Below are 16,840 nucleotides of genomic sequence, written 5' to 3'. Positions count from 1 at the left end.
CTTGGTAAAACAATTACTGAAATAGCTCAGTAAACCGCATTTTGTTGCCAAAGCTGAGTATTTTTAAATACTTTGCTTTTTTGTGTTTGGGGGATTTTATTAATGACTAGTCATAAAGTTTAAACCTGAATTCATGAGTTTTATAATTATGTTATCGGGCTGTTTTTTAATTAGAAACAAATTGCTTTTATTTGGTACTATCGTTTCGATTTTATAAAAAATAAATATGGATGTTTAAGTGAGTAAGAATGTATTTAATAGCAAAAACTTAGGTGATTATTACTTTTTTTTGCATTATATCGAGTTAAATGATGAAGTGATGATGATTCCAGCTCAACGAGCTAGTCAGGTTGTATTACAGCAAACAAACGACTTAAGCGAAGCAGAAATATTATTCTTGAAGACATACCTGCATGAGGCGACACATCTACTTGATTCATCTGCCTCAATATGGGGGCTTGAGTATAGTATCAGGCTTATTAACTGCCTAAATGATATGAGCAATACAAAATCTATAGACGTATTTGCAACTAACCACTCAGAAATAGAATTGCATACCGATTTGCTATTGTCTAACGAAAAAGAGTATTTTGAATATAGAGAAATGCGTTCTGTTCTTTCTTATGATACTAGTCATGGTACTCACTTACAGTTCCATTATTACAATAATAAACATATTGTTTCTCATAAAACGCCTGTGAGCATGCTATCAGTATTAGAAGGTCATGCTTTTTCTGTTGAGCAATTAAAAGAAATTGAAATATATGAAAATCAAAATGATATTGTCTCGTTAAAATTATTAGAAAAAGCCTATTTAAAAACATTACATAATCCTCTTAGAACAGAATATACATGCCTGTTAGCTTTTTCGGAGCAGATTTATCCAAGTAAAACTATTAAAGAAAAGCTGATTATTTTGGACTTTACATGTCGCTTTTGTCTCAATATACCAAACATTGGATTCCCTTTCCCCAGTGTTTATATTGATGGGTTATTTAGAAGCTCTGATGCAAAATTGGTCAGTTCATTAAAGATGGAGCTAAGTAGGGGAATGAATCGTTCTTCATTGTTGTGTCTTATTTTAATTGTTCTCAAATACTCATTTGATGAAATACAGATAAATGAAGAAGATACGTTTGAAAATCAGGTTGAAGATAGAGTTTTTGATATCTTTCGACGTGGAGATCAAACGTTGAAACAGTGCAAGGAGTCACTCCTGTCATTATGGGAGATAGAATATGATTTGGGATGTAAATTACTTGACGAAAAAGGATTTGAACTAGCTAATAAGTTAGCAATATTAAATAAAGACTATTCTTGGAATAAGTTTGATCATATAACTGCAGCACTTCCAGAAGTTGGGTTAGTTAGTGGTCCTTTTATTAATGCTAAGAACCCAATAGAGTTTAATATGGAAGAGCATTTTTTTAAATACTCGGATGCTGCTGATCAATTGATAGAAGCACTTAAAAACATTAATAAAAAGAAGAAACATTTAAATCCGAATACCGCACATGCTTGGCTAAATGATATTAACGAAGGGAAAGATTCTTTTATAAAATTTTATGATGAATAACTCAAAACAGCCTGATCTAATGTCAGGCTGTTTTATCTCCTCTAAAAGCGAAGCGCCTCTTAACCTCTTTGTGCATAATTCACTTAATCTATTTCACTAAAAACTAAAAAATCAAACCTACTTAGCCTGATACCTCACTACCACAAACTTAAGTGGCACATCGCCGTTGTTATAAATCCCGTGTAGGTCATTAGGGGCTGCAAATAAAATATCTCCAGTATGAGCTGGCTGACTTTTGCCATTAAGCGTCCACGTGCCAGAACCTTCAAGAATCATTAGGTATTCTTCATCAGGGTGCTGGTGGGCAGGGTGTATTTCGTTATTAGGTTTAATAACCGCAACGCCCGTAATAGCGTCTTTGGTGAGTGGTGTATCGCCATAAAAGTAAGTATGAAAATCGCCGCCTTCGTAGTGAGTAATGTGCGCATCTTTTTGACTCACAATAGCTGATGTAAGTTGTGTGGGTTTATCTGCTGCGTTTACAGGCAATGCTATGGTGGCTGCGGCTGTAAGTAATACGCCGGTTACACAATGTTTAACTGTTAAATGGTTCATGGTTGTAATCCTTATTATTTAACGCTTAGGTTAATTAAATAAACCCAGTCGTTGTTAGGTGTGTTGGGTGGTGTTGCCAGTTGTGTACTCGTTGCGGTATTTACACAAAAGCGTTTGCCGTTTATGTAGTTGTTAGTTCGTGGGTTAAACCAGTCGAGTGTATAGCAGGCATTTGGTAATGTGACCTGAGCTTGGCTTGCGTTACTAAAATAAAATAAGTAAAACGTTGAGTTATCACTTAACGCCCAGCCTGTTTTTGTAAGCTCTGGGGCTGGTGTAAGTTTTTTAAATGGCACGTATTTTTGAAAAAACGCAACGGCGTTGGTCATCGCTAAATAGTAATCTTTGTATGGTGTTAAATCTTGCTCTGTTAGGTCGCCGCCACCGCCTAAGTAAAACTCAATGCCTGCGCCGCCAGCCATAAAAGTTGCCCACACGTTACTTTTACGCCACGTATCTACATTGTTTGCATACTCGTAAATATAGGCCTCGTCCATGGTGATCACCCACGGGTGAGGATTGTTTTGAGTAAGCTGGCGGTACTTTAAAACATCGCCGTAAGTGGTGTTAGTTTTAAGTTCACCTTGTAAGCTTGCCCCTGTGTAGGCGGGGTAGCCCAAAATGTTGTCGTTTGGTTTATCGTAAATGTGGTAGTCGAGCGACGGGCCGTTATGTATCACAATATGCTCTGGGTAGTAGGTGAGTGATTGAAAGTAATCGGCAAATTGCTTTCTTTGTTTGGTGGTATTGGCTTTTTGTTGTTTATCGTCGCCGCTTGGGTCTTGCCAGCCGTTTTCTTCGCCTATATTCCACGTGGTTGCTAAATGATAGCCAAAGCGGGAAAATAACTCGCGATAGTAAATTTTACGACTAACAGCAAAGTCGTTTTTAAGCTGGCTTTCGTTCCATTCAAACAGTGATTCGTTTTCGGTTTCGCTCATTACAAAGTGAGTCATTATGCCTTTTTGCTGCATGTGGCTAAATACAATATCCCACTGAGCTAATTTAGATACATCGTAGCGTGTGGTTTGGGTTTTGCTAAGCCATGGCCAAACTTGGTCGCCATCGCCGTAGGCGTTCATGGTTAAAAAGTAATACGCGTTGATGTTAAGCGACGCTAAATAATTTATTAGCCCAATAATGCCTTTAGAAGATTGATGAATACTGTTATCAGTCTCTGTATTGGTTGTTTGCCAAGTAGGGTCGCTATTTTGCCAATGCTTTATATGCGCTTGGTAGTTACGCTTTGTGGGAGTGGCATCAAACCCTGAAAAGCCAAGCAGCACTTCGGGGCTGTTAGCCCCTGCTTTTAAAAAGTACTCTTTTGAGCCATTAAACTGCAAATAGGGTTTATTAACGTATTCAAGCTTACCTTTGCTTTTAAAGTCCTTACTGCTGGATGACTTAGTGGCGGTGGTAACATTAAACTCGCCTGTTTGTTTATCAAAAAATCCGGCTGATTGCTCATTTGTAACAGTATTTAATGGCACGCTTGCGATATTACTGCCTTTAACAAATGAGAGTGTATAGCGCCATTTGCCAAGCTCGTTGGGCGAAAACAAAACCTGCCATTTGTTACCTGCTGTTGCATGTGTTTGAGCAGTGTTTGCATCGGCCGCATAATATCCAGGTACTGTATATTGCTTATTAGTGGGGCTGGTAAATGTGGCATCTAAGCGGTATTCGGTAAAAGGGTTAGGCGTGGCAAGCTCGCTGGTGTGCGGGCCTTCAAGGGTTAAGCTTAATTTATGCCAGATAGGCACGTGAGTGCTGGTTTGCTCTGCGCGAATTAGGGCGCTGAATATAAATGAGGCGAAAAATGCGCTAATTAACAGAAGCCGTTTTATTGTTATTTTTTTCATGTGTATCCTTGCTAATTTTGTTGCTAGTAAAGTGTGTGATTAAGGAATGTGTACTGTGTTATTTTTGTTCAGTCTATTTTAATAAAACGTTGTTGTCAAAAGGACTATATGGTGTTAAGTTTACGTTGCACACTAAAAAACACACAACAGGTACATCATGCATAAAAATAAACTTACGATTGCTATTTTATTAGGAATGTCGAGCCTTGCACTTGGCTGTAATGGTGCAGCAGAGCAAAGTAAACCGACATTAAAATCGCAAAAAGCGCCGGAGCAATTAACGCTTAAAGCGCAATTTAAAGACCACTTTAAAATAGGTACAGCGATTAGCCGCGACCAAGTGTTAGGGGCTTTGCCTGAAGATTTAAACGTAGCTAAAGCGCAATTTAATACCTTTACGCCAGAAAACTCAATGAAGTGGGAGCGTATACACCCAGAGCTTGAAACCTATGATTTTGAAGCTGCTGATGCGTTAGTTGAGTACGCACAAGAGAACAACCAAGAGTTAGTTGGGCATACATTAGTTTGGCATTCGCAAACTCCTGACTGGGTTTTTGAAGACGACCAAGGCGAACCACTTACTCGTGACGCATTACTTAAGCGTATGCAAAACCATATTAATGCTGTTGCAGGGCGCTATAAAAACCGCATTTTTGCATGGGACGTGGTAAACGAAGCACTTAACGAAGACGGCACACTGCGTGAATCTAAATGGAGCACCATTATTGGTGACGACTTTATAGAATACGCGTTTAAATACGCTAAACAGGCAGCACCTAATGCCAAGTTATATTACAACGATTACAACTTGTATAAGCCAGAAAAAAGAGCCGGTGCAATTGCGCTTATTAAAAATTTGCAAAGCAAAGGTATTCAAATTGATGGTATTGGTATGCAAGCGCATTACTCGCTTGATAACCCAGAGCTTTCGTTAATGGAAGACTCTATTTTGGCATACGCAGCCACTGGCATTGATGTGATGATAACCGAGCTTGATATTTCGGTATTACCGTTCCCTGAAGGTGAAGAGCAAGGCGCTGACATTTCGTTAGATATTGCCTTGCAAGAGCGCTTTAATCCATACCCAGATGGTTTACCTAGTGAAGTAAACACCCAGTTAGGTGAGCGCTATAAAGCCGTGTTTAACATACTTAAAAAGCATGACGATAAAGTAAGCCGCGTTACATTTTGGGGCATAAGCGATGCACGCACTTGGCGAAACGATTGGCCAATGCAAGGGCGCACCGATTACCCATTATTAATTGACCGTGAGTTAAAACTTAAAAGCTTTGTAAGCGATTTATAATCGCACTAAGTATTTAACCTCCCGCAAAGGATCGCTTAATAGCGATCCTTTTTTGGTTTTAAGCGCTTAAAATAGCTATTTTTGATAGGTTTATTATTAAGATTTCAAGTTAGTTAAGCAGTAACTAATATGCGTTTGCAAAGGCACTTGTGGTGTTAAATAGCTAAATGGGAAGTGTGGGTTATTAGGGCTGTCGGGGAAAAATTGGGGTTCTAGGCATATACCGTCGTATGCATTAAACGGAGTTTTTAAATGCTGCCCTGTATAAACCTGAATGGCAGGGTAGTTAGAGAATACACTCAGCACTAGTTTTGTATCGGCGCTTGTAAGCTCTGCGTGTTGCTTATTGGTTTGCAGGTTAAGTGTTTGTTCGGTTACAAAGTTATGATCGAGCTTATCGGTTTTATTAAGCACCCGCGCATTTGTGTAGTCAAAAGTGGTATTTGCTACAGGCGTTATTAAACCTGTGGGAATGGCGTTTGTATCTGCGGGGGTATAATACGCGCCGGCCAGTTTTAATGCATGCCCTTGTGCGCTGTAAGTAATGCCATTTAAATTAAAGTACGGGTGTGCTGTTGGCCCTGCAATGGTTTTTTTATTACTGGTAATTGTAAATTTAATATCAAGATTACTGTGGCTTTTACTGTTAGTGGTAAAGGTATACAGCACGTTAAATGTAGTTTTACCTGGGTAGCCGTTGTATCCATCGGGTAGGGTAATACTTAAACTTAATGCATTTTTGTGATGATAATCGAGCTGCCAAAACAAGTCGCTTAATGCTTTTTGGCCGCCGTGAAGTTGGTTTACTCCTTCGTTTTTATTAAGTGCATAGGCTTTATCATCAATGTTTATTCGGGCGTTACTTAGCCTGTTTGCATAAGGACCGGCTATAGCGCCTAAGTAAAACGTGTCGTTTAAATAGTCATTAATATTAGAATAGCCAAGTACAATATTTCGTTTTTTATTATCAATATGGGTAACCCAGCTGGTAAGCCGGGCACCGTAGTTAATAATAGAAATAGTGTCGTTTACCTCATTACTTAGTGTGTATTGAATAAGTGAAGTTGTCATTGTGGTTACTCTTTTAATTGTTCTTTCTAGCTTTTTTAATTTCTTCTTTTACGATTGGGTACAGATCGTAAGTTGGGTAAAACTCAGTGCTGTAAGCTTTCCAACCATAACGTTCAATCGATAAGTTTACTTTAGGTAACAACGCTGCCGGAAAGCGCAAAGTGACTACTTGCCCTATGCCCATCATTACTTTCCAAGATTCTACCGTTGCGCCCTCTGGCGGAAAATGTTTGTAGAAGTTAGCGTTGTTGAGTATTTCTTTTATTTCAGAGAGGTTTTTTGATTGGTCGTGTTTTAAAAAAATCGTTAGCATTAGTTCATCATTTTGCTCGTCACTTGCCCATGCGTTAAAGCTAGTACTTGCACTAAAAAGCATAATTAATAGTAAATATTTCATAGTTCACCTTTGTTAGTTAATTATAAAAATGCGCCGAGCTTTGGGAGGCTTAGCGCATTAATTGGATAAAGTTTGGATTATTTAGCGCATTACGCGTACTAAATATATTAAGTGTTGGCTTTAATTAACGCCTGCGCGGTGCTCACTACATTTTTGGTGGTAAAGCCAAAATGCTCTAATAACACGTTACCTGGCGCCGACTCACCAAAAGTGCTCATACCAATTACTTTGCCTTGTAAGCCTACATATTTTAGCCAGTAATCTTGGTGTGATGTTTCAATTGCAATACGGTTTGCTACCGAGTTTGGCAATACACTTTGCTTGTAATCGTCTGATTGTAGATCAAACAATGTGGTGCTTGGCATTGATACCACACGCACTGCAACACCTTGTGCTGTCAGCTCTTTTGCGGCTTGCATTGCTAAATCAACTTCAGAACCCGTTGCAATTAAAATAAGCTCAGGTGCTTTATTGCTTTCGCTAAGAATATAGCCGCCTTTTTCTATATCGCTAATTTGCTGAGCACTACGTGGCTGGTGGTTGAGCCCTTGGCGACTAAAAATAAGCGCAGTAGGTTGCTGCTGATTTTGTATCGCGTTTTTCCACGATACTGCGGTTTCTACTGCGTCACATGGGCGCCATGTGACTAGGTTTGGGGTCATACGTAGGTTGGCTAGTTGCTCAATAGGTTGGTGAGTTGGACCGTCTTCACCTTGGCCTATAGAGTCGTGGGTATACACAAATATATTTTGAATACCCATAAGTGCCGACATTCTGACTGCGTTACGGGCATATTCCATAAACATTAAAAATGTAGCGCCGTAATTAATAAAACCACTGTGCAGTGATATGCCATTCATAATGCCGCTCATACCAAACTCGCGCACGCCATAAAACAGGTAATTACCGCTGGCGTCATCTGCGCTTATGCCTTTAGAGCCAGACCACAGCGTTAAATTAGAACCAGCTAAATCGGCAGAGCCACCCAATAACTCTGGTAAATGCGGGGCAAAGGCTTCAATAGTGTTTTGCGAGGCTTTTCGGCTTGCAATGTTGGCAGCGTCTTTGTTGCACTGTGCAATGTAGTTGTTTGCAATAGCTTCAAAACTTTCAGGCAGGGTGCGTTTAATTACGCGGCGTTCAAATTCTTTGGCAAGCTCTGGGTGGTTTTTGGTGTAGTCGCTAAACAGTTGCTGCCATTGTTTTTGTTTTTTATCACCGCTTTGTTTAGCGTCCCAATGGGCGTAAATATCATCACTGATACTAAATGCTTCATTTGGGAGGTTTAAAAATTTGCGCGCCGCAGTTATTTCGTCATTACCTAATGGCGAGCCATGGCAGTCGTGCGAGCCTGATTTATTTGGCGAGCCAAAACCAATTACGGTTTTACAACAAAGTAGAGTAGGTTTATCGCTCACTTGTTTTGCTTGTGCAATGGCGCTGGCAATTTGTTCTGGGTCGTGGCCGTCTATATCTTTTATTACATGCCAGCCGTAAGAGTCAAAGCGTTTAGCGGTGTCGTCGGTAAACCAGCCCTCAACGTGTCCGTCGATAGATATGCCGTTATCGTCCCAAAAAGCAATAAGTTTACCCAGGCCTAGTGTGCCTGCAAGCGAACATGCTTCGTGCGATATGCCTTCCATTAAACAGCCATCACCCATAAAACAGTAAGTGTAATGATCTACAATATCAAAACTCTCTTTGTTAAATTGTGCTGCTAGGGCTTTTTCGGCAATGGCCATACCTACAGCGTTTGATAAACCTGCGCCAAGCGGGCCTGTTGTTGTTTCAACACCTGGGGTATAACCGTATTCAGGGTGTCCTGGGGTTTTTGAATGCATTTGTCTAAATTGTTTAAGCTCGCTTAGTGGTAGTTCGTACCCGCTTAAATGCAATAAAGAATAAATAAGCATAGAGCCGTGCCCGTTACTGAGTACAAAGCGGTCTCGGTTTGCCCAATTTGGATCGTTTGGATTATGGTTTAAAAAATCGTTCCACAGTACTTCGGCTATATCGGCCATACCCATAGGTGCGCCCGGATGCCCTGAATTTGCTTGCTGTACCGCATCCATGCTAAGTGCGCGAATAGCATTTGCAAAAGGCGCACGAGAAGAAAGCTGAGTCATGTATTACCTCAAATAAAATTAAAAAAGCCTGCACATAATATGGCAGGCTTGAGGGAAATTAGTTTAGTAAGTCTTCAACCAATTTAGCCAAAATACGCTGATCTTTGGCAAAGTTACGAATACCTTCACCGAGCTTTTCGCTGGCCATTGCATCTTCGTTGTGCTGCCATAAAAATTGCTCGTGGGTGAGTGGGGTTATGTCACTTTGCGGTGCTTTGGCAATATTTGCAGCGTCAAGCTTAGTAACCAGTTTACCTTCTTGGCTTTGTAAATCATTGAGTAATGATGGCGAGATAGTCAGTAAATCGCAGCCAGCAAGTTCGATTATTTCTTCAGTGTTTCTAAAGCTTGCGCCCATTACCACTGTTTTATAATCGTACTTTTTGTAGTACTGATAAATACCTGTAACCGACTGTACACCAGGATCTTCGCTTGGAGTGTATTCTTTGTTTTCAGCCGCTTTGTACCAATCAAGAATACGCCCAACAAACGGAGATATAAGCGTTACGTTAGCTTGTGCGCATGCAATGGCTTGAGCCATCGAAAAAAGCAGGGTTAAGTTACACTTAATACCTTCTTTTTCTAACTGCTCGGCGGCTTTAATGCCTTCCCATGTTGAAGCAAGTTTAATAAGTACGCGGTCTTTTGAAATACCCGCTTGCTCGTAAAGCGAAATAAGCTTACGCCCTTTGGCAATACTTGCTTTGGTGTCAAACGATAAACGCGCATCTACTTCGCTTGATATACGCCCAGGTATTACCTTTAGTATTTCACAGCCAAAGTTAACAATAAGTTGGTCGCAAATAGCGTCAACGTCGTTGCCAGCTTTGCTTATAGCATCACTAATTAAATGTTTATACTGAGGTAATTTTGCAGCTTGTAAAATTAACGAAGGATTGGTTGTTGCATCAACCGGTTGTAGGGCTTTGATTGACTCTACATCGCCACTGTCGGCAACGACCGTGGTTACTTTTTTGAGTTGTTCTAACAAGTTCATAATGATGTACGCCTCGGCTTTAAAACCGAGGCGATGTCCTTATACGTAGCGGTTAACAATATTCTCAAGCAGTTCTTGGCGACCAGAAACTTGCTTAGGATCGATGTTGTTCTCGTGTACTAAGGCTGAAAGGCTTTCAAGTGATTGCTCACCATTTAGAATGCTTTGACCTAGGTCTTCTTTCCAACCAGCGTAACGTTTTTCAACAAAATCAGTCAGCTCGCCGCCTTCAATCATTGCTGCTGCATTGAGTAATGCTTTAGCCATCGTATCCATACCGCCAATGTGACCAATGAATAAGTCATCACGCTCACAAGATTGACGACGAAGTTTAGTGTCAAAGTTAAAGCCGCCCGTTGTAAAACCACCCATTTTTAAAATTTCGTAAACAACAAGTGTGCACTCAGCTACGTCGTTAGGAAATTGGTCTGTATCCCAACCGTTTTGCATGTCGCCACGGTTAGCATCAATACTACCCATAATGCCCTCAGCGCAAGCAACTGCAATTTCGTGGTGGAAACTATGACCCGCAAGTGTTGCGTGGTTTGCTTCAATGTTTACTTTAATTTCGTCTTGTAAGCCGTGCTTGTATAAAAAGCCTGCAACCGTTGCTGTATCGTAATCGTACTGGTGCTTAGTTGGCTCTTGTGGTTTTGGCTCAATTAATAATGTGCCTTTAAAACCAATTTTTTTCTTGTGCTCTACAACCATTTTCAAAAAGCGTGCGTACTGTTCGCTTTCTTGTGCAAGGTCTGTATTTAGTAGCGTGTCGTAACCTTCACGACCACCCCAAAGTACGTAGTTTTCGCCGCCTAAACGATGTGTAATTTCCATTGCATGTTTAACTTGTGCTGCTGCATATGCATACGTATTAGGATTAGGGTTTGTTGCACCACCGGCACAAAAACGCTGATTTGAGAATAAGTTAGCAGTACCCCACAGTAGTTTTACACCTGTGCGCTGCATTTCTTTTTCGATAATGTTAGCTATGTGCGTTACGTTATCGTGGCTTTCTTGTAGTGTTTTGCCTTCAGGGGCAATATCAACATCATGAAAACAAAAGTAAGGAACGCCTAATTTTTCATAAAATTCAAAAGCTACTTTTACTTTTTGTTCAGCAAGTTCTAATTGGTTGCCCACAGGTTGGATCCAAGGACGGTCAAACGTACCTTCACCAAAAATATCAAACCCTGTAGAACAAAAGTTATGCCAGTAACAAGCTGCAAAACGAAGGTGCTCTTTCATTGTTTTGCCAAGCACTACTTGGTTTTCGTCGTAGTAACGAAATGCAAATGGGTTTTTAGAGTTTTCACCCTCAAATTTAATTTTTTCAACGTTTGTAAAAAATTGCTCGCTCATATTGTGCTCCATTAATTTTATAATAGTGTATTAAAAGTATGTTTTTACACTTTGATAAAGTGCTTTGTATGTTGTGTATTGCTGTGCGTAAAAGTCATGCATGATTGGGTCTGGCTCAATGGTTTGCGTTACTTTGCCGTTAACACACACTTGTTGTGCAGGGAGTTGTGTTACTGCTATTCGGGCAAGTCTTGCAGCGCCAAATGCGGGACCAACTTCTGAGCCTTCTCGGTAAATTAGGGGGCGGTTAAGTACGCTTGCGATGATTTTTCCCCACAGTGGGCTTTTAGCGCCACCACCAATAACGGTTACATCGTCAATTTGTGCGCCGGCATCAAGCAGTACTTGTTGGCCATCGGCAAAGGCAAAAGCAACGCCCTCGAGTACTGCGCGGCCAAGGGCTGCTGCATCGGTATCACTGTCTAAACCAAAAAACACGCCTTTGGCATCGGGGTTATTATGCGGTGTACGTTCGCCAGTTAAATAAGGCAAAAATATCACAGAGCTTGGTTTGCTAAAGTCGCATTTACTTACTTGTTCAAGCAATGCACCTTCGTTTTCAAAACCAGTTAATTTAGTGACCCAGGTTAAACAGCTTGCTGCGCTTAACACCACTGACATTTGGTGCCAGGTGTTTTCAATGCAATGACAAAAAGTATGTACAGCACCTTCTGGGTTAGGCAGGTATTTTTCGTTGGCAACAAAGTAAACGCCCGAAGTACCTAATGATAAAAACGCTTGTTTTGGCTTTACTACGCCTACACCGGCAGCGCCTGCGGCATTATCGCCACCGCCTGCAACAACAGGTACTTGCTCCATTCCCCATTTAGCAGCAACTTGGGCTGTTAATTTGCCTGTAATTTGTGTGCCTTCAAAAAGAGTAGGCATGTGTTGCTCTGTTAAGTCGCAAGCACTAAGCATTTTTTGCGACCATGCTCTTTTTTCTACGTCTAGCCATAATGTGCCTGCAGAGTCAGACATATCTGATGCAAAATCGCCGGTCATTAAAAAGCGTAGGTAGTCTTTTGGTAATAATACTTTGGCTACTTTTGCAAAATTTTCTGGCTCAAACTCTTTTAACCACACCAATTTAGGTGCAGTAAAACCAGGCATTGCTATGTTGCCGGTAATATTACGAGAATTTGGTTCGCGTTTTTCAAGCTCTACACATTGTGCAGCACTACGCCCGTCGTTCCATAAAATGGCTGGGCGAATAATATTATTGTTTTTATCAAGCAGCGTAGCGCCATGCATTTGCCCAGAAAGGCCCACAGCCTTTACCGATTTTAGTAATGCAGGGTGAGTCTTTTTAAGATCCTCGATTGCACTACAGGTAGCAAGCCACCAATCTGAAGGGTTTTGCTCAGAAAAAAGTGGTGCTGGGCGTGAAACGCTTAAAGATCCACTTGCTTGAGCAAGCAATTGGTCTTGCTCGTCTAAAATAATTACTTTTACACCTGAAGTGCCTAAATCGATACCAAGGAACATAAATGTGATACTTAATGTTGTTTTAGTGTTAGCGCTAACATTAATGATTTGATATTGTTAAGTCAAGCTAGTTTTAAACTATGTTTAACAATTAATTTGCAAGTTTATTGCTTGGTTGTTGGAGTTCACTTAAATTTCTTTTTAAGATCATAAGGAAACACTATGAAAAAAATAAACTGGGGTATTGTTGGTTGTGGCCGAATTGCTGCACAATTTTGTGAAGACTTAGTACATACCAATAATGGTGTTGCGTACGCGGTTGCAGCAAGAAGTGGGGAAGATGCAAGCGCCTTTGCGAGCAAGTATGGCGCGGCAAATGCCTACGAAGGGTATCAAGCATTATTTGACGATAAAAACGTTGATGTAGTTTACATTGCGACCCCGCATAACTTTCACTTTAAAAATGCCAGCGATGCTATTAAAGCAGGTAAGCATGTATTGTGCGAAAAGCCTATTACGGTCTCAGCTGAAGAGTGTAAGCAGTTGTCTTTACTGGCTAAAAAGCACGACGTATTTTTAATGGAAGCCATGTGGACGTACTTTTTACCTGCAATACAAAAAGCAAAACAATGGGTAGAGCAAGGGCGAATTGGCACTATTAAACATGTTAAAGCTGACTTTGGCTACCCTGTGCCTTTTAATCCCGATGGGCGTGAATACAACCCAGATTTAGCGGGCGGTTGTTTACTTGATATGGGAATTTATCCGCTTGCCATTGCCAATTACTTTTTAAATAACGACCTTGAAAACTTACACGTAAGAGCAAATATTCGCTACAAAGGCGTGGAAGACGATGTACTTATTACTGCTAATTGTGGCGATGTAATGGTGAGCTTAGCAACGTCATTTCAATGCCGGTTAGGGAATGGTGCGTATATTATTGGTGACAAAGGCTATATAAAAATACCCGATGCATTTAGAGCTTATGAGTGCTCTTTGTATGAGCTTGATGACTTAATTGAGCGTTTTGAAGATGGCAGGCAGTCACAAGGTTACAGTTTTGAAGCGCAAGAAGTAGGGCGCTTACTGAGCGAAAATAAACGAGAGAGTGACATTATGAGCCACTCTCAAAGTTTACTTTTACAATCGCAAATGGAGCGTATTAAAGCCCTGTTTTAATAGAACTTTAAATGAGCTTTTAAAAGCTTTTAAATGGTTTTATATCAGCTCTAAATCAACTAATAGACTTAACTGGCGGCGACTTATTCGCCGCTAGGTTCGTCATAGTTAAAAAATGAAAAGTGAGCTTCTTTATTTTGTCCCGATAAGTCTTGGCACGCCATACCAATAAAAGCACCGGTAAAACACGGTCGATACCCTTGCGGTGATTGCTGCACGTAATCATCAGATAAAATGCTGCCATCGAGCACTGGGCCAAACTCTATCCAGCGGTTTTTTTCGGTGGCGTAGTAAAACTGCAGCTGAGCGCCATCAAAATCAGCTTTTAAGTAAACAGGCTTGTTTGTTTTAAGCAAAAGCGGTGCAACAGGCGTGCTTGTTTGGTATTTATCACAGCTTATTACATTTAAATAACGTGGTGTGGTTTCATCGCCTACATCGCCGCCGCTTATATGTAAATAGTAGTAATGAGCGGTGTTGTAATAACATACAAGCCCCGCCATTTGCTGAAAACTGCTCGGCGCAAAATCAACGCATGTGCTGCTAACAGTATGATGAGCTTGTACACGCCTGGCAATAAAACTTTGCTGATGCAATGAGCTTAAAGACTCTTTCCCCACTAGGGTGAGCGATGATTTTTGGGTGTTCTTATACACCCAATTTTTGCACATAGGTATGCGCAATGACTGAAAATCAACAGTAAGCCCATCGTTACTAAAATCAATATGTGTTGTGGGTTGCGGCTGTGGGTTTAGCGTTAAACCTTCAACGGGTACGTGTATTCTGGGGGCTTTATTTGTGTGTTTTGCATAAGGCCAGCCATCGTCTTTCCAGATTATTTGCTCAATCCCTGTTTCACGCCCAGTAATGCAGCGGCCGCGCTCAGACAGTGGCCTTGATGTTAAAAATACCGTGTACCAATCACCGGTTTGTGTTTGAAAAAAATCTCCATGGCCACATTTTTGTAGCGCATTACTCGGCTCGTGGGCTGCTGTAATAACGGGGTTGTATGGGTGTACTTGGTAAGGGCCAAATACGTTTTTAGAGCGCGCAATACTAATGCAGTGTTCATACCCTGTGCCACCTTCAGCGGTAATTAAATAGTAGTAATCGCCGCGTTTTAAAATATGCGGGCCTTCAGTGCAACCAAGCTCTGTGCCTGCAAATATAGGTTTAACATCGCCTATTAACTTATTGGTTTTTAGGCAAAGCTCTTGCATTACTATGCCACCAAAGAGTTTGTTGTCGCGGTGATCAACCAGCATGTTTAGCAAATAACTTTTACCGTCATCATCGTGAAAAATAGACGGATCAAAACCGCTAGAATTTAAGTAAGTCGCTTGTGACCAGTTGCCGGTAATATCAGTGGTTGATACAAAATAATTTGGCGTGTCTTTCCATGGGCCATCAAAGCTTTTTACATTGGTATACACCAAATAAAAACGCCCATTGTTGTAGCTAAGTTGCGGTGCCCATACACCGCAAGAGTCGGGCACTCCTCGCATATCAAGTTGCTCTACGGTATTAAGTGCTTGGCCTATAACTCGCCAATTAACTAAATCGGTAGAGTGGTGAATTTGTACACCGCCAAACCATTCAAAAGTTGAGGTGGCTATGTAGTAGTCGTTATTAACTCTGACAATGTTTGGGTCTGGGTTAAAGCCTCTTAGAATTGGGTTTTGCAGCATGCTCATAATATAGGCCTTTTTAAGTTTTTTATATTATTGGGTGTGAATACTATAAATTTGTTGTTAGCGCTAACATTTTCGGTGTAGTATAAGACTTTGTCAATAAGTAATCATTTAAAACGCGCTGTAAACAATATCAAGCTTTACAATTATGTATAATGAAAATTAAGAAAGTTAATTATAACAATCCACTGATTGTGAGTAGGTAATAACAGTAATGGCCGATCCTAAAAGAGCAAGAATACAAGATGTAGCCGAGCAGGCTGGTGTATCAATGATGACAGTTTCGCGCGTGCTCAACCAAGACAAAAAAGTAAGCGACAAAACCCGCGAAAAAGTAATGGCTGTTGTTGAGCAATTAAATTACAGGCCAAATGTGTCTGCTAGGCGCCTTGCTAGTACTAAGTCATTCTTTTTAGGGCTTTTATACGATAACCCAAGTGACTCTTACATAAGCCAATTTTTATTGGCAGCGCTTAAAAAATGCCGCGCACTGGGCTACCACCTTGTTGTTGACGAAGCGCATAGCGATATTGACAAAACAATTGAATCGGTAAAGCAACTTATTGATGTTACACAGGTTGATGGCATGATTTTACTGCCTCCTATGTGCGACAACGAACAGGTTTTAGATGTGCTTACTAAAGCACAAGTACCATTTGTAAGAATAACGCCAGATACAAAATTAAATCGATCCCCTTATATATGCATGGACGATTACCAAGCAGCGTTTGATGTTACAGAGCATTTAATAAATCAAGGGCATAGCAAAATTGCACATATTATTGGCGACACTAAACAAGGTGTTAGCCGTTTGCGTTACCAAGGTTATTTAGATGCACTGCGCTCTAATAAAATAATAACGCCACCTGAGTATATAGAGCAGGGCAGTTTTACTTATCAATCGGGCATGGAAGCGGCAATAAAATTACTTTCACTTGATGATAAGCCTACAGCTATTTTTGCAGCTAACGATGACATGGCAGCCGCTGTAATCTCAATAGCTCAAAAACAAGGTATTAATATTCCAAGCGAACTGTCGGTTGTCGGCTTTGATGACACGCAACTTGCAACCATAGTTTGGCCAAATATTTCTACGGTAAAACAGCCCATTAATGAAATGGCTGAGCTTGCCATCACTTTACTTGCATCGGGTCAGTATAACGATTTAAGCAATGTAAAAAGCTTAGACTTAAGACATATTTTAGATTTTGAATTAATAGAAAGAGAATCAAGCTCAACCAATAAAAACAACTAAATAAGCACACCCTTTTGAGCTTCAAAATCTATATAAAA

Annotated in this window: 13 protein-coding genes; 4 read left to right on the top strand and 9 right to left on the bottom strand. The window is 40.5% G+C overall.

All coding sequences use genetic code 11. The annotated features are described in order from the left end of the window. Positions 1-238: 238 nt before the first annotated feature. Positions 239-1,576, top strand: coding sequence for a hypothetical protein (locus I6F47_RS04455; protein WP_197183405.1), 1,338 nt, complete (start codon positions 239-241; stop codon positions 1,574-1,576). Positions 1,577-1,693: 117 nt separating this feature from the next. Here I6F47_RS04455 and I6F47_RS04450 read toward each other — a convergent pair whose 3' ends face one another. Together I6F47_RS04450 and I6F47_RS04445 are read right to left on the bottom strand one after the other, a co-directional pair. Next, positions 1,694-2,131, bottom strand: coding sequence for a cupin domain-containing protein (locus tag I6F47_RS04450; protein WP_197183404.1), 438 nt, complete (start codon positions 2,129-2,131; stop codon positions 1,694-1,696). 14 nt (positions 2,132-2,145) lie between these two features. Further along, on the bottom strand, positions 2,146-3,993 hold the full coding sequence (locus tag I6F47_RS04445) for a DUF5060 domain-containing protein (protein ID WP_197183403.1): 1,848 nt from the start codon (positions 3,991-3,993) through the stop codon (positions 2,146-2,148). A gap of 157 nt (positions 3,994-4,150) precedes the next feature. Here I6F47_RS04445 and I6F47_RS04440 point away from each other — a divergent pair, with 157 nt between their 5' ends. Then, a complete protein-coding gene (locus I6F47_RS04440) occupies positions 4,151-5,299 on the top strand; it encodes an endo-1,4-beta-xylanase (protein WP_197183402.1) in 1,149 nt (382 codons plus the stop codon). Positions 5,300-5,395: 96 nt separating this feature from the next. Here the strand turns inward: I6F47_RS04440 and I6F47_RS04435 are convergent, their stop codons facing one another. From I6F47_RS04435 to xylB, 6 genes are all read right to left on the bottom strand, one after another. After that, complete coding sequence (locus tag I6F47_RS04435) at positions 5,396-6,370, bottom strand: aldose epimerase family protein (RefSeq protein ID WP_197183401.1); 975 nt, start codon at positions 6,368-6,370, stop codon at positions 5,396-5,398. A 13-nt stretch (positions 6,371-6,383) separates the two neighbouring features. Continuing rightward, complete coding sequence (locus tag I6F47_RS04430; RefSeq protein ID WP_197183400.1) at positions 6,384-6,767, bottom strand: hypothetical protein; 384 nt, start codon at positions 6,765-6,767, stop codon at positions 6,384-6,386. Positions 6,768-6,874: 107 nt separating this feature from the next. Next, on the bottom strand, positions 6,875-8,893 hold the full coding sequence (gene tkt, locus I6F47_RS04425) for a transketolase (protein WP_197183399.1): 2,019 nt from the start codon (positions 8,891-8,893) through the stop codon (positions 6,875-6,877). Positions 8,894-8,951: 58 nt separating this feature from the next. Further along, entirely contained in the window at positions 8,952-9,890 is a 939-nt protein-coding gene (gene tal, locus I6F47_RS04420; protein ID WP_197183398.1) for a transaldolase, read from the bottom strand. A 39-nt stretch (positions 9,891-9,929) separates the two neighbouring features. Continuing rightward, entirely contained in the window at positions 9,930-11,249 is a 1,320-nt protein-coding gene (gene xylA / locus I6F47_RS04415) for a xylose isomerase (protein WP_007375167.1), read from the bottom strand. A 30-nt stretch (positions 11,250-11,279) separates the two neighbouring features. After that, complete coding sequence (gene xylB, locus I6F47_RS04410) at positions 11,280-12,737, bottom strand: xylulokinase (RefSeq protein ID WP_165721791.1); 1,458 nt, start codon at positions 12,735-12,737, stop codon at positions 11,280-11,282. Positions 12,738-12,899: 162 nt separating this feature from the next. Between xylB and I6F47_RS04405 the strand changes: the two genes are divergently transcribed. Then, entirely contained in the window at positions 12,900-13,856 is a 957-nt protein-coding gene (locus I6F47_RS04405; RefSeq protein ID WP_165721790.1) for a Gfo/Idh/MocA family protein, read from the top strand. A gap of 83 nt (positions 13,857-13,939) precedes the next feature. Here the strand turns inward: I6F47_RS04405 and I6F47_RS04400 are convergent, their stop codons facing one another. Next, positions 13,940-15,550, bottom strand: a complete 1,611-nt coding sequence (locus I6F47_RS04400; protein WP_165721789.1) for a glycoside hydrolase family 43 protein — start codon at positions 15,548-15,550, stop codon at positions 13,940-13,942. Positions 15,551-15,761: 211 nt separating this feature from the next. On the opposite strand from I6F47_RS04400, the gene I6F47_RS04395 reads away from it, so the two are divergent. Further along, a complete protein-coding gene (locus I6F47_RS04395; protein ID WP_101163905.1) occupies positions 15,762-16,802 on the top strand; it encodes a LacI family DNA-binding transcriptional regulator in 1,041 nt (346 codons plus the stop codon). Positions 16,803-16,840 lie beyond the last annotated feature (38 nt).

The organism is Pseudoalteromonas sp. NZS37 (assembly GCF_015864265.1).
GTDB lineage: Bacteria > Pseudomonadota > Gammaproteobacteria > Enterobacterales > Alteromonadaceae > Pseudoalteromonas > Pseudoalteromonas arctica.
Note: the sequence above shows the minus strand (reverse complement) of the source record. Positions and strands in the feature narration are given on the sequence as shown.